The sequence below is a fragment of the Anabaena sp. CA = ATCC 33047 genome (genome assembly GCF_963870205.1).
Lineage (GTDB): Bacteria > Cyanobacteriota > Cyanobacteriia > Cyanobacteriales > Nostocaceae > Trichormus.
The window spans coordinates 40,734-54,686 of sequence record NZ_CAWMSA010000071.1; the positions used below are offsets into that span (position 1 = coordinate 40,734).

The 13,953-nt window shown below is 41.8% G+C and carries 18 protein-coding genes; 11 read left to right on the forward strand and 7 right to left on the reverse strand.

The window, feature by feature from the left end; translation table 11 throughout:
- The first annotated feature begins 282 nt into the window (after nucleotides 1-282).
- The 5 genes from AACS98_RS21195 to sir all read left to right on the forward strand — a co-directional run bounded on the left by AACS98_RS21195 (nucleotide 283) and on the right by sir (nucleotide 5,935).
- Entirely contained in the window at nucleotides 283-942 is a 660-nt protein-coding gene (locus AACS98_RS21195) for an Npun_F0813 family protein (protein WP_066383702.1), read from the forward strand.
- 113 nt (nucleotides 943-1,055) lie between these two features.
- A complete protein-coding gene (locus AACS98_RS21200; protein ID WP_066383704.1) occupies nucleotides 1,056-1,913 on the forward strand; it encodes a hypothetical protein in 858 nt (285 codons plus the stop codon).
- Nucleotides 1,914-1,931: 18 nt separating this feature from the next.
- Complete coding sequence (locus tag AACS98_RS21205) at nucleotides 1,932-2,942, forward strand: transposase (RefSeq protein ID WP_066383711.1); 1,011 nt, start codon at nucleotides 1,932-1,934, stop codon at nucleotides 2,940-2,942.
- Between the two features lie 272 nt (nucleotides 2,943-3,214).
- Nucleotides 3,215-3,751, forward strand: coding sequence for an outer membrane beta-barrel protein (locus AACS98_RS21210; RefSeq protein WP_066383712.1), 537 nt, complete (start codon nucleotides 3,215-3,217; stop codon nucleotides 3,749-3,751).
- Nucleotides 3,752-3,997: 246 nt separating this feature from the next.
- Complete coding sequence (gene sir, locus AACS98_RS21215) at nucleotides 3,998-5,935, forward strand: sulfite reductase, ferredoxin dependent (RefSeq protein WP_066383713.1); 1,938 nt, start codon at nucleotides 3,998-4,000, stop codon at nucleotides 5,933-5,935.
- A 200-nt stretch (nucleotides 5,936-6,135) separates the two neighbouring features.
- Here the strand turns inward: sir and AACS98_RS21220 are convergent, their stop codons facing one another.
- The 6 genes from AACS98_RS21220 to ndhC form a co-directional block, all read right to left on the reverse strand.
- Complete coding sequence (locus tag AACS98_RS21220; protein WP_066383715.1) at nucleotides 6,136-7,761, reverse strand: tetratricopeptide repeat protein; 1,626 nt, start codon at nucleotides 7,759-7,761, stop codon at nucleotides 6,136-6,138.
- Nucleotides 7,751-9,043, reverse strand: a complete 1,293-nt coding sequence (locus tag AACS98_RS21225; RefSeq protein WP_066383718.1) for an ATP-binding protein — start codon at nucleotides 9,041-9,043, stop codon at nucleotides 7,751-7,753. Before AACS98_RS21225 ends, AACS98_RS21220 begins: the two co-directional genes overlap by 11 nt.
- Nucleotides 9,044-9,166: 123 nt before the next feature.
- A complete protein-coding gene (locus AACS98_RS21230; protein WP_156481696.1) occupies nucleotides 9,167-9,316 on the reverse strand; it encodes a hypothetical protein in 150 nt (49 codons plus the stop codon).
- Nucleotides 9,317-9,439: 123 nt separating this feature from the next.
- Nucleotides 9,440-9,967, reverse strand: coding sequence for an NAD(P)H-quinone oxidoreductase subunit J (locus AACS98_RS21235; protein ID WP_066383720.1), 528 nt, complete (start codon nucleotides 9,965-9,967; stop codon nucleotides 9,440-9,442).
- Nucleotides 9,960-10,697, reverse strand: a complete 738-nt coding sequence (locus tag AACS98_RS21240) for an NADH dehydrogenase subunit K (RefSeq protein WP_066383722.1) — start codon at nucleotides 10,695-10,697, stop codon at nucleotides 9,960-9,962. The genes AACS98_RS21235 and AACS98_RS21240 overlap by 8 nt, the downstream gene beginning before the upstream one ends.
- A complete protein-coding gene (gene ndhC / locus AACS98_RS21245; RefSeq protein ID WP_066383733.1) occupies nucleotides 10,688-11,050 on the reverse strand; it encodes a photosynthetic/respiratory NAD(P)H-quinone oxidoreductase subunit C in 363 nt (120 codons plus the stop codon). Before ndhC ends, AACS98_RS21240 begins: the two co-directional genes overlap by 10 nt.
- A 195-nt stretch (nucleotides 11,051-11,245) precedes the next feature.
- Here ndhC and AACS98_RS21250 point away from each other — a divergent pair, with 195 nt between their 5' ends.
- The 6 genes from AACS98_RS21250 to AACS98_RS21275 all read left to right on the forward strand — a co-directional run bounded on the left by AACS98_RS21250 (nucleotide 11,246) and on the right by AACS98_RS21275 (nucleotide 13,566).
- Nucleotides 11,246-11,581: a rubredoxin gene (locus AACS98_RS21250; protein ID WP_066383736.1), complete on the forward strand. Its 336-nt coding sequence runs from the start codon at nucleotides 11,246-11,248 to the stop codon at nucleotides 11,579-11,581.
- 134 nt (nucleotides 11,582-11,715) lie between these two features.
- A complete protein-coding gene (locus AACS98_RS21255) occupies nucleotides 11,716-12,738 on the forward strand; it encodes a photosynthesis system II assembly factor Ycf48 (RefSeq protein WP_157087545.1) in 1,023 nt (340 codons plus the stop codon).
- 103 nt (nucleotides 12,739-12,841) lie between these two features.
- Nucleotides 12,842-13,090, forward strand: a complete 249-nt coding sequence (gene psbE / locus AACS98_RS21260) for a cytochrome b559 subunit alpha (protein ID WP_066383741.1) — start codon at nucleotides 12,842-12,844, stop codon at nucleotides 13,088-13,090.
- A gap of 9 nt (nucleotides 13,091-13,099) precedes the next feature.
- Complete coding sequence (gene psbF / locus AACS98_RS21265) at nucleotides 13,100-13,237, forward strand: cytochrome b559 subunit beta (protein ID WP_015139785.1); 138 nt, start codon at nucleotides 13,100-13,102, stop codon at nucleotides 13,235-13,237.
- 12 nt (nucleotides 13,238-13,249) lie between these two features.
- The gene (locus AACS98_RS21270) at nucleotides 13,250-13,369 is read left to right on the forward strand and encodes a photosystem II reaction center protein L (RefSeq protein WP_010997988.1); all 120 of its coding nucleotides are present in this window, start codon (nucleotides 13,250-13,252) and stop codon (nucleotides 13,367-13,369) included.
- Between the two features lie 74 nt (nucleotides 13,370-13,443).
- Nucleotides 13,444-13,566 carry a photosystem II reaction center protein J gene (locus tag AACS98_RS21275; RefSeq protein WP_015139786.1) on the forward strand — a complete coding sequence of 41 codons (123 nt, stop codon included), beginning with the start codon at nucleotides 13,444-13,446 and terminating at the stop codon, nucleotides 13,564-13,566.
- A 178-nt stretch (nucleotides 13,567-13,744) separates the two neighbouring features.
- Here AACS98_RS21275 and psaI read toward each other — a convergent pair whose 3' ends face one another.
- Entirely contained in the window at nucleotides 13,745-13,855 is a 111-nt protein-coding gene (gene psaI / locus AACS98_RS21280; RefSeq protein ID WP_015139787.1) for a photosystem I reaction center subunit VIII, read from the reverse strand.
- Nucleotides 13,856-13,953: the final 98 nt, after the last annotated feature.

Consider the following 13,953-nt stretch of genomic DNA (forward strand, 5'->3'; position numbering starts at 1 on the left):
CAGCAATCAAAAAATTGCAGATTTAGCAGTAATATAACTAAGAAGCTATAAGCAAGTTAGCGAATACACCCTAAAAACAGCACAAAGTGGCTATTAATTAGCTACATTAACTGGTCGATGAGTGGTTATTTGGGTGTTGATGCCTATACTCTAGGGATAGGGTACTCTAGGGTAGTTGGTCAAACCCAACCACGTAAGTAATCGCACTCTTGGCGATGTTGCCAAATCCGATTATAAAACGCATATCTACAAAGCCCCTGTGAGGAGTGATTTGCTAGTGCCATGTTTATTTTGAAACGGCAGGATGTTGAAATATCAAGCATTCAGCACCCAAAAAAGGATCAGCAGGTGCCGATTCTCCATTATCAGGGGCAGGCTTTTCGCTTGATTAGTGTGTTCAAAGCTGGACAAGAAGAAGAAGCAAGAGCCTTATGGAGAGAATTAACAGATAATCGAGGTAAGGCTTGTGTGTTGCTAGAAGAACCAGAACGTTTTAGCGTCTGGGGTAAGGTACGCTTAGAGCAGATAGAAAATGAGACTGGCGGCAACAGCAAAAGCGGAATTTTTATCCAAGCGAGTATTTTACTGTTGCAAGCTGTCCACATGGACATTGAAGATTTTTTGGGGACAAAGCAAGCTTCATTATTTGAAAAAGATATTACGGAAGTTTTAAAACAGCAACAGTTTCCTGAGACTAATACCATAGAAGCCATAAAATATTGGGTGTCGATTAATCCCCTAGAAGCCCCTAAACTTCCACCTTGGAAAGAAAATCATGTAGTTAGCTTTCTACAAGAACTACATAAGTTAGGAAAAACATATTTTGGTAACGCCAACTTCGCCAATCAGGTGGCAGATAAGTTACAGGAGATGCCAGAAGGTGAGCGATCGCTCTTCCTCTCTTGGCTAAATCAATCTTCTCTGAGTAAACTGTGGCAATAGCATCAACAGTGTTAGCAAAAATACACTAATTAGCAGTTGCTACAAGGCTGCAATTATACTTGACACATTTGATGCCAGTTCAAATAAAGCCAGAGTGCATTGAGTCGATTACTATGAATAGTTCTTACAAAAATTCGCCATACCCGTTTAAATCTCTGCTGACTACCCAAAACATTGTCTTGGCTAGCATTGGCTGGGGGGTACTAGCTCTGCTATACTTTTTGTTGTTTAGTGCCAAAGTCCCAGGAGCTAATGGTGTAGAAAGCCGTGCCGAGTGGTACGTGATTGGTACAAATATCTTTGAAGCGGTAGCTTATCTGGGTGCCGGGATTTTATGCTTAAGGAATTGGCGCAGTCCACAAATTGTTAGTAGTCGCAAGGTGTGGCTAGCCATTGCCATAGGCATGCTTTCTTATTTCCTGGGAGGGATATTTTTTGGCTATACAGAAATAGTTTTAAAAGAAGAACCGGATGTATCTATCGGCGACGTGTTTTTTGTACTCAGTTATATATCCCTAGGCGTAGGCATGATTTTAGCAGTAGCAGCCAGACGAATTAATCTCGAAAAATGGCAATGGCTCATTGTGTTAGGAATTGGAGTATCCGGAAGTTTTTTAGCATGGTGGATTTCTATGCAACACAAAACCGGCTCAGATGAATTATTAGCCCAGATTCTGAACTGGTTTTACATAGTGAGCGATGTACTACTTTTAATTATCGCTACTACCGTGCTGTTAGCTTTTTGGGGAGGACGAGTTGCCCAATCCTGGAGAATGATTGCGGCGGCCGCGTTTTCGCTCTACATTGCAGATATGTGGTTTAAATATGCCCAGGGTCCTAATTATCAAAGTGGAGAAATCTTAGAAGTGTTTTGGGTGTTTAGTGGAGTGTTATTTGGTATGGGTGCTGCCCTAGAATATGACGCATCATTAAGCCGGAACCGGCGGGAGCGCGGACGAAAACGAGCATAAAAAAGATTGGTGTCTACCGTGAGAAAACTAACAAATTCTGACAAACAAGAAATTCTCAAACTCTATCGCGAAACTGCTGAAACAACCTCAACTTTGGCAGAACGCTATGATGTAAGCAACTCAACCATTAGCCGCTTGCTAAAAAGCACCTTACCAGAAGATGAGTACGAATACCTCGTTTCTTTAAAACGTGCGGCTCGGACTCCTGAAGGTAGGGCGCAGGTAAGTTATGACAACATCCCTGTTTTTAGTCGCGAACCAGAGCCAGAAGCAGAACCAGTTCCTAGCAAGGAAAAACCACGCTTGAAGACGCGAGAGGTTGAGCTACCCAAGCCAGTGGTAAAACCAGAGCCATCCCCACAAGAGGATGAGGAGAATCAAGAAACTCCTGGCTTGAGACGGGTGCGACGGCGTTCTTCAGCAGAGGAAAAACCCCGGCCCAAGCCAGCAAAGCAGTTGGAAATTCCCATAGTCAATCCACCGGAAATCACGCCTATTTCCAGTCCTTTGCTTGAGGATGAGAAGCCTGATGTGACGGCGATTGCCCAAATGTTCGGGGAAGACTTGCTAGATGAGTCTGAAGATTTGGAAGATTTAGAGGATGAGTTAGAGGAAGATGAAGAAGATTTAGAAGAGGAAGACTACGAGGAAGAGGAAGATTACTTTGAACGCCCCAGACCTATAGTCACAAAACGCCGATTGGGAGAAATTCCAGTTCAAGTTTTACCATTATCGGCGGCGGCTTTGCCCAGAACTTGCTATTTAGTAATTGACCGTTCCGCAGAACTAATTACTAGACCACTCAAGGATTTTGGGGATTTAGGGCAGATTCCCAGCATCGAAACTCAACAGAAAACTCTACCAGTGTTTGATAATCACCGAGTTGCCAAGCGGTTTTCTACCAAGCGCGATCGCGTGATTAAAGTTCCTGATAGTAAAATGCTACATAAGGCTCGCACCCATTTGCAAGCTAAGGGCATTACCAGACTATTAATTGATGGACAGGTCTACTCTCTATCTCTGGTGTAAAACCTCAAAGTGAGGAAATGCCTCACTTCCACCCCCTAGTAAATACCTGCCAATCCCCCTGTCACCACAGCAGTTGAATCTTTGTGTCCGCCCAAACTCCCCAAGATTCGCTGTTTGACAATATCACCACTACAACTCTAGTTGTAGTGGTGATATTATTAATGACTCAGCTTGTGCCAGTTTTAAATACAACCTCCAAAATATCTGGAACATTTCAATATCTTTTTCGACCAATGATTTAGCACTAAAAATTACAAAATTTTCGCAAAAATATGAAAAAAATACTCAAATCTGTGATGACAATCTCTGCATTGTCTTCCTTAGCCATAGCTGCTGTGACAATTAATCCTAGTCAAGCTGCGGCTGAAACGAAAAAAGGTACTGATGCTAGTTATATCGGTGCTGGTGTAGCAGCAGGTGTTACCAACGGCGGACAAAATAACGATGCTGCTAACTTTGGTGGTAACATCACAGGACGGGTGAAATTAGGCAATACACCATTTTCTGCACGGGGTAATGTGTTGTGGAATGATAATACAACGGCAATTATTCCTGAAGTTTCCGTAGATGTGCCGATTGCTAACGGCACTAATGCCTTTGTCACTGGGGGTTATTCTTTTGTAGAGAAAAATAACTCACCTAGTCCTTTGGGTAATCGAGAATCTGTGGTGGTGGGTGCTGGTATTGAGTCAGAAGTTGCTAACAACTTCCTGATTTACACCAATGCCAAAGTCGGTTTACGTGCTTACCAAGATAGTCCTGCTTCTGCTGTCAGCATCAATGGCGGTATCGGTTATCGTTTTAGATAGATAAATGCTGAATTATTTTTGGGTTAGTATAGTATATATTTAACTCAGCACTGAAAACTCAGAAACATAAAAAGCTGGTTTGATTAAGTGTAACATCACTAATACAGCCGGCTTTTTGTCATGTTAAAATTGAGGTATTATTCATATTTCCGACCGGATTACCGGGAAATATTCAGCCGAAAAAGTGCTGTTTGCTTGTTGATTCGGCAATTACCGATGCCTAATTGAGAATACTATAGAATCCTGATGGTTAAATCTGCTCCTCCCCCCACAACCGCTAATCGTAAACCTTCCAAAGTCGAAGGTCTGAAAGAAAATAGTAATTTTTTACGTGAACCTGTAGCAACGCAGATTCTTGAGGATACCACTCACTTTAGTGAAGATGCTGTACAAATCCTGAAGTTTCACGGTTCTTATCAGCAGGATAACCGCGATAATCGCGTTAAGGGACAGGAGAAAGATTATCAGTTTATGCTGCGGACAAAAAATCCGGGTGGGTTAGTACCGCCGCAGCTATATTTGGCTTTAGATAAGCTGGCTGATGATTATGGTAATCATACTTTGCGGGCAACGACTCGCCAAGGGTTTCAATTGCACGGGATTTTAAAGAAAAATCTCAAAGCGGCGATCGCTACTATTGTCAATAACCTGGGTTCAACCTTGGGTGCTTGTGGCGACCTCAACCGCAACGTTATGGCACCACCAGCCCCTTTTAAAAACAACCCTGAATATCAGTATGCTTGGGAATATGCCCAAAATATCGCTGACTTACTTTCACCCCAAACTGGTGCTTATTACGAAATTTGGCTAGATGGGGAAAAAGCCATCAGCGCGGAAGAAAGTCCAGAGGTGAAAGCCGCTAGACAACGCAATGGCAACGGCACAATTTTCCACAACACAGAAGAACCGATCTACGGTACGCATTATATGCCCCGTAAGTTCAAAGTCAGTGTCACAGTGCCGGGAGATAATTCCATTGATTTATATTCTCAAGACTTGACTTTAGTAGTTATTACTGACGAACAGGGCAATCTAGAAGGATTTAATATCTTTGCGGGTGGTGGTTTAGGCAGAACACATAACAAAGAGGAAACCTTTGCCAGATTGGCTGATGCCATTGGTTATGTCGCCAAAGAAGACGTTTATGATGCAGTCAAGGCGATTATTGCCACTCAGAGAGATTATGGCGATCGCACTGACCGCCGCCACGCTAGGTTAAAATACTTAATCCATGATTGGGGTGTAGATAAATTCCGCGCCCAAGTAGAAGAATATTTGGGTAAACCTCTTGCACCCTTTAAACAGCTACCAGAGTTTAAATATCACGACTTCCTCGGTTGGCATGAACAAGGCGATGGCAAACTATTTTTAGGCATTTCCATTGATAATGGACGGGTTAAAGATGAAGGTTCATTACAACTGAAAACCGCCTTCAGAGAAATTGTTGAGCAATTTAACTTACCCATCCGCCTGACACCCAACCAAAACCTGATTTTCTACGAAATTGAGCCAGCAGACAAGCCAGCCATACAACAGATTCTCGACCGTTGTGGTGTGGTTTCTGACCCCAGCACCATCGACTCTTTAGTACGCTATGCTATGGCTTGCCCAGCTTTACCTACTTGTGGTTTAGCAATTACAGAATCAGAAAGGGCAATACCTGGAATTCTCGAAAGAATTCGCGCTGTTTTGGATAAAGTAGGTTTACAAAATGAGCATTTTGTGGTAAGGATGACAGGTTGCCCTAATGGTTGCGCTCGTCCTTACATGGCAGAATTGGGTTTTGTGGGGAGTGCGCCAGAAAGCTATCAAGTGTGGTTAGGTGGTTCACCGCATCAGACAAGGCTAGCGCAACCTTATGTTGACCGCTTGCATCATAATGATTTAGAAAGCTTCCTAGAGCCGATTTTTGTCTATTTTAAGAAATCTCGGACATCTGGGGAAAGCTTCGGGGATTTTTGCGATCGCGTTGGTTTTGATGCGATTCGGGAATTTGCAGACAAGTATAAACCAGAAGCAGAGGAAGCGATCGTAGAACCAACCGTTAAGAATCGTAAATCAGCACATCGCATCAGTGTGCAAGATGATGTTTACGACAAACTCAAACAAACAGCCGCTAGCCAAGGTAAACCAATGTCCGCATTGGTGAATGAGGCGTTGAAAATTTACTTGCAGATGGAATAGAAAACTGAATTCCATTGCCAGTAAAGAAACAAGAAGATTAATATATAAAATGGCTGTACCGATGTTTTGGTGCAGCTTTTTCGTATTTATAGCGGTTTTCAACGAGATTGAGAAGAAAAATATTTGAACGCCGATGAACGCCGATGAACGCGGATGAATCCTTTAGAAGACAAAACTTCGTTTTTAGGCGATCGCTGTGCTTATTCTGAGGAGAGGCGATCGCGCAAATCTGCTAAATTTTTACGATAAATAACAGTCTGTGGGTGATTTACTCCTAAGCGTCTCTCGGCAATATCTATAGCTTTGATGAACAACGGTTCTGCTTCGCTGTATCTGCCTTGGGAGTTGTAGAGTAATGCTAGGTCGTTGAGGCTAATTGCGGCATCGGGATGTTCTTGTTCTAGCAAGCACTGATCTAGTTCTAAAACTCGCAGATACAAAGGTTCTGCTTCGCTGTATCTGCCTTGGGAATGGTAGAGTTGTGCTAGGCGGTTGAGGGTATCAGCGACCAGGGGATGCTCCGCTCCTAATAGTTTTTGCTTGAGTACCAATGCTTGTGTGTACAAAGTTTCTGCTTCGCTGTATTTGCCTTGGGAATGGTAGAGTAATCCTAGATTGCTGAGGCTGGTGGCAAAATCGGGATGATCTTCTCCTAAAAAGCGTTTATCTAATTCTAAAACTTGCAAATACAGAGATTCAGCTTCTTGATATCGTCCTTGACAGCAGTAGAGTAAAGCCAGGTTGTTCAGTACATGAGCCAGAGCAGGATATTCTACTCCTGGCATTTTGCGGCAGATTTCTAAAGCTTTTTGATATAGCGGTTCTGCTTTATTGTAAAGTTTTTGTTTTCTGTAAAGTTCTGCCAAACCGTTAAGGCTAAGTGCAACATCAGGATGTTCTTCTCCCAGCAGTTTGCGTCTGAGTGCCAAAGCTTGAATGTACAAGGGTTCGGCTTGGCTGTATCTGCCTTGATACCAGTAGAGTTCTGCTAGGTTGTAGAAGCTAGTGGCTAAGTCTTTCTCTAAACCTAAATGTTTTTGCAGTTCCACAGCCTTGCTTAAATACTCAATTCCTAATTCCTGCTCTTTTTTATAATCCTGACATTCGCCCCGTTCAAGTCTTGTTCTGTAAATATTTCCTATGCTACAGTACAAAGTCGCTAAAGTTGCATCTTGCACACCTCGCTGTTCTGCATCTTGAATAAATTTTTGTAAATCTTCTATAGGTAATAAATAAGGATTATCATCATCAAAGCGTGAAATTTCATTATCACTAAAAGCAAAACGAATCGGCTCTAATTCCCTACTTGAAATTGTGTTTTTCTTTCTAGACACAAACCGAAATACACCATTGCGCCAACTCCAAAAGTCAGGAGCTTTCTTCATCAACTCAACTAATATTTGATTAGTCACCCACAGCACGATTGCAAAAGGGAATTCTCTTAATGCTTCCCTAGTCCATTGCAAGTAACCGAAAAAAACATCTTGTTCTGAACGCTCATTGCCAAGTTTGAGAAAATAAAGCTGTTCTGCACCAGTCACAGTAATTACTGCTGGGTGATGTTGACGCAAATACTCTTCACTTTTTACCAATTGAGAAATAGCAGCCGTTAAACTCGGTTCACCCCTTGCCAATGTTACCCGATAGGTACGAAACAGAGGTTGTAATTCTGCTTCATACTGAGCAATAATTTCATCACGAAAACTAGCATTATCACAAACGGCAATTAGTAAATTTAATCGATGTGCTTTAGCTTCAATGGAAACAATTAAGTCATCATAAGCATCTCGATTTTCGTCATCTGGTAATAAGTCTTCATTCACCATTAATCAACCCCCTGCGTTTCAAAGTTTCAACAAGAATGGGGTGAACATCATACCAAGTTTCATCATTACGATATTCCAAAATATACAAACCATGCAGTAATTCTAAAAATTCCGGCTGCTGTACATCTTGAGGCTCGAACTGCTCATAAGTTATTTTCAAAATTTCAAAATCGTCTCTTCCTAACCGCAGAGACAGGTCATTACGAATTTGCTTAATTGCTTGTTCTATAATTTGGTCATCAATGACAATTCTTTCTCCTGGTGTTTGTCTGATGATTCGCAAACAAATACGACAACATACATTACCCAAACGAATCAACTCCCGCAGCACTCCTCCACTGTAAACAACAATTTTCTCTGCGGCTGACTTGTCGATTAATTCACTAGGAATTCGTTTTTGTAATATTTCACATAAAATATCTTTTGCTTCATTCCGGGGTTGGGCATCAGGTAAGCGGTTTTCACCCTTACGAAAAATTTTGATCACAGGCATCACCACAGTTTGGTAGTTAGTTTCTGCACCAATAAGTGGCCAGAGAAAAGTATCGCACATTACTGAAATAGGAATAGTATATATAATTCTAAAATTAGGTTGAAATAAAGCTTTAATATTATCTCGATAAATCTCGTTTACCCTTCCCAAGTCTAGTTTATCTAAATCATCGATGATGACTATCACCTCTTTTTGAGTAGCAACTTGAATCAAAGCAGCAATTTCATTAATCCGGGCAACTAAATCAGATATTTTGCGTTCAAATTCCTGTGTAATTTCCTCTCTAACTTTCGCATCAGCTTTTAATTGAGCTTTCAGGAAACTGAGTAAATTAAAACCCAACTCAAGCCCACCCCCTAACTCTGCTTCTGTAGTTCGAGTGCGAGTGGCAAACCACCCATAGATTTGGTTTTTAGTAGTTTTAGGAATTTCTACCTTGCGTGCTTCCGCCTCATACATTAAATTAAGTGCAATAGCAAATAAAATATTGATATGATTAACAGCCGACATTTCAATATTGTCAGCAATAGAGAATAACACTACAAAATAATTATCTTGAATTTGCCGACTAAACTCAGCTAACAAAGAAGATTTACCACATCCCCGATGACCAGTAAATACAATCTTGCCATCACCATTAGGACTGTCTTCAACTAATTGAATTAAATCTGCTATTAAATCATCACCATAATCTACTCGAAATTGCTCCATTTCTCTCTCACCCATCAGTGGAAACAATTCAAGATTGCTATAAGCTTCTTTAAAACACTGTAGTAATTCTTGAGACATTGGCTATGACAAAATCAATTGAATATAGGGTAGGGTGTGTGAGCGCACAATACGGCACTATTGTCTAAAATTCAGATGCCTTACTACAAAGATTTTAGTTTTATTTACTGGACTTACTGATCATCACCCATCTAGCTTCAAGTCTAATATATCTAACCACAATCTTCTCCCCTCCTCTCTGCGCGCCAGTTGCTTCAAGTCGGCAGAGCCGCCCAACGCACTGGCTTGCCTCTGCGCGACGGACACTTTGCTCAAGTCGGCAAAGCCGCCCACGCAAGTGTCCTCCTCTGCGTGAAAAAATCCCAACCATCCCCAAAAAACATTACCCCCCTCCGTCGCCGGAGAGGGGTTAGGGATGAGATATGAAAATTCTCACTAGCTGCAACTCAGGAATTTTTAGTAAGCGTCCTGCAACTCGTAGAAATCAGGCGAAATGTAATCCTTCCGCAAAGGCCAACCTACCCAATCTTCTGGCATTAAAATCCGTTTTAAATTGGGGTGTCCTTCGTAGATAATGCCGAACATATCGTAACTTTCCCGTTCCTGCCAGTCTGCTGTTTTCCAAATCCAGTAAACAGAAGGTACTACAGGATTTTCTCTCGGCAAGAACACTTTCACCCGAACTTCTTCAGGTTTATCAGCATTATCACCAACTTTAATCAAATGATACACGCTGACTAAATCTTCGCCAGGGCCGAGGTCAATACCGCCTTGAAACTGGAGATAATTAAACCCGTAAGCATACAGGGCTGTAGCGATAGGAAGCAGAAAATCAGGCTCGACTTTAATGATTTCTACACCATTTTTATCAGCTTCCAAAGACTCATGAGCAAAGCCATTGTCTGCCAACCACTGAGAAATAGGCCCGGCTTGAACTATAGCTTCTTCTCCTGCTGGTACTGGTTTTAAATCTTCATCAGCCACGTTTCTGTTCCTCCTTCTGAGTTTGGGCTGTTAACAGTGCAGGGGGAACTGGTAAACCAATTGCTTCTGTCAATTCTTTCGGTGGGTTGAAGCGAGTGTCTGACTGCATATACTTACCAGTTAAAATTTCTGGCACTGGCTTGAGGTTATGAGTTGTGCTGTAAAAACGGTGGGTTTGCTTAATTTGACCCCGTTCTTGCATGGAATCATTAGCAATTTTTTTCCGCAGCTTGATAATTGCGTCAATAATTGCTTCAGGACGGGGAGGACAACCAGGTAAGTAAACATCCACGGGAATTAACTTATCAACTCCGCGCACAGCCGTGGGAGAATCCACACTAAACATCCCGCCTGTAATTGTACAAGCTCCCATTGCAATTACATACTTTGGTTCGGGCATTTGTTCATAAAGACGCACTAATTGAGGTGCCATCTTCATGGTAATTGTCCCGGCTGTAATAATCAAATCGGCTTGACGGGGACTAGAACGGGGAATTAACCCGAAACGGTCAAAGTCAAAACGAGAGCCAATTAAAGCCGCAAATTCAATAAAGCAGCAAGCTGTCCCAAACAGCAAAGGCCACAGACTAGAAAGCCTAGCCCAGTTGTAGAGGTCATCAACCGTGGTTAAAATCACGTTTTCAGAAAGGTCTTGAGTGACTGTAGGACGCTCAATGGGGTTGATGATTCGCTCTTTACCCTGTGTGGTTAAATCAGAATTCAAGACCATTCTAAAGCTCCTTTACGCCATGCGTAAACTAAAGCGACTACGAGAATTGCAATGAAAATCAACGCCTCAATGAATGCCAATAGCCCCAGACGGTGAAAAGCAACTGCCCAAGGATATAAAAACACAGTCTCTACGTCAAAAACAACGAAGACCAAGGCAAACATATAATAGCGGATATTGAATTGAATCCAGGCTCCGCCAATGGGTTCCATCCCAGATTCATAGGTGGTGCGACGTTCCAGGCTATTACCAGTAGGTCTTAAAAGCTTGGACGCGGAAAGTGCTAAGGCAGGAACTAGGCTACAGATAATGAGAAAGCCTAGAAAGTATTCGTAACCGCTAAGAACAAACACAATGAATATGTACCGCTTAAGGTGTAAATAAGGCTGTTACTTTCTTTTACATTATATCTGTTTAGTTTTTCTGAAATCTGGGAAACAGACGGATTTCAAGTATTTGATTCATTTTTATAGGTGATAGAAAAGTCTAACGAATATGTCATAATTTTTAACGTATATTTAATATTTCCTCTCTGCGAGACCTGAGTCATGAGCGAACAAGCTGTTGAAACTACAGTGTTAGACCGCTACGAGTGTCGCGCCTGCGGTTATGTTTATGAACCTGAAAAGGGTGATGATAAGCATGACATTGCTCCAGGGACACCATTTGCAGAATTACCCGTTAATTGGCGTTGTCCAGTGTGTACGGCGAAAAAAGTAGCTTTTACCAACATTGGCCCGGTTGGTCAAGCGTCGGGTTTTAGAGAAAATCTTGGGTATGGTCTTGGTGTCAATAATCTGACTCCAACTCAAAAAAACATCCTGATTTTTGGGGCTTTGGCTTTAGGCTTTTTGTTTTTTATGAGTCTCTATGGCTTGCAATGAGCTAGGAAGCAATTCAGCCTTGAGGCTTTAGTGTTAAATACTTACTGTGTGTCATCACTCATCCACTTAAGGTAAACCTTCTAGAGAAACCTTACACAAATTGAGAAACAGCTACAAAAATTCTGATGCAATCAATGGTTATTTTGAAAAGTTGGCAAAAAATATTTGCTCTGTTGTTAGTGGTGTTCCTCTGTATTGGTTGTAGTAAAGTTCCATCTACCAGCTACAACCCTTGGGCGGTAATTTCTTTACCAACAGAGGCAAAAATCCTAGATATTGCCTTTACTGGCGATCCTCAGCATGGCTTCTTAGTTGGTAGCAACGCTACGCTGTTAGAAACCCATGATGGTGGTGACACTTGGGAACCTCTGACATTGGCGTTAGATGATGAACGGTATCGTTTTGATTCAGTAAGTTTTGCTGGTCAAGAAGGTTGGATTGTGGGAGAACCTTCTTTACTACTACATACCACTGATGAAGGTCGTTCTTGGTCACGGATTCCTTTAAGTGAAAAGTTACCGGGTAATCCGATTTATATCCACGCTGTCGCAGATAACACGGCTGAGATGGCGACTGATGTAGGAGCAATCTATAAAACTACTGATGGCGGTAAACACTGGAAAGCTCAAGTAGAAGCAGCCGTAGGTGTGGTGCGTAACTTGGAACGTTCTGCTGATGGCAAATATGTTGCTGTTTCTGCTAAAGGTAGCTTTTATTCGACTTGGGAACCAGGACAAAATGCTTGGGTTCCCCATAACCGCAATAGTTCCCGTCGGTTAGAAAATATGGGATTCTTGGAAGACGGTCAAATGTGGTTATTAGCACGGGGTGGTCAGGTACAGTTTAGCGAACCCAATCAACCGGAAGAATGGCAAGAAGCCAAAAATCCTGAATTTTCTACCAGTTGGGGTTTACTAGATTTGGCTTATCGCACACCCGCAGAACTTTGGGTTGGTGGCGGTAGTGGTAATTTATTGCTGAGTACCGATGGCGGTCAAACCTGGGAAAAAGACAGGGATGTAGAAAGTGTCGCTGCTAATTTTTACAAGGTTGTGTTTTTACAACCTGATCAGGGATTTGTGATTGGCGATCGCGGTGTTTTGCTAAAATATCAACCCAATGTCGCTAAAGCAGCTAAGACTGAAGCAGCAGCCTAATAACATACCAAGTTTTATGAGAACAAGTTTGCAACTTGTTACTCTTTCTAAACTTTGTAGGATAATAAACTCAATAACGTCTTTGTTGAAGGTAGGGATCTAAATGTCAGGTACCACTGGAGAACGTCCGTTTTCCGATATTGTTACCAGTATCCGTTACTGGGTAATCCACAGTATCACCATTCCAGCATTATTTATTGCTGGTTGGTTATTTGTCAGCACCGGGCTGGCTTATGATGTGTTCGGCACTCCTCGTCCTGATGAGTATTACACACAAACACGGCAAGAATTGCCCATTGTGAATAATCGTTTTGAAGCTAAACAGCAAGTTGAACAATTTATCGACAAGTAATTTGAAATCATGACTAGCGGTAACAATATCAATCAACCAGTTACTTATCCAATTTTCACGGTTAGATGGCTGGCAGTGCATACACTAGCTGTACCTACCGTATTCTTTCTGGGCGCGATCGCCGCTATGCAGTTTATTCAACGCTAGGAGTCGTCAATCATGGAAAGAACGCCCAATCCTAATAATCAGCCGGTAGAATTAAACCGGACTTCTTTATACCTGGGATTACTGTTAGTGTTTGTCCTGGGAATTCTGTTTTCCAGTTACTTCTTTAACTAACTGGAACAGTTTTTGTGAATCTTTGTTGATCTAAATTCTGCGTTGATTTTTTCATTTAGGGAGGAGGAAAATCTGTGTCAGCTGGAACTGGGAGAATTCCCCTGTGGGTCGTCGCTACGATCGCAGGTTTAGGTGTAATCACTGTTGTAGGCATTTTCTTTTACGGAGCCTACGCTGGTATCGGTTCTTCAATGTAATTTGGGTTTGAATCGAATACCAGATCATATTTCGAGAAATTGTTGAGAAATCAGCATAAAAAAAGCCGCCTGTCTCTTACAGATAGGCGGTATATTATTTACTGATTTATTGTCAAATCAGGTGAATCGAGAACTAAAAACAGATACTGGGTAAAAATTACAGCAAGCAATTGCTCAATTAACCAATATCATCGCGTTCAATGTATAGCAACATAAACGCCATTGCGACGGCTGGAAACACTAAGCCAGTCAGAGGCACAAAGATGGAAGGCAAAAATGAAGCTGCCATAGTAAAGATTCCTGTTAAATTACACTACAATTCAAGACGAGCTTACTGCAAATTCAGGCAATTTTTTTTAAATTCTAAAGATTTTTAACACTGGCTGG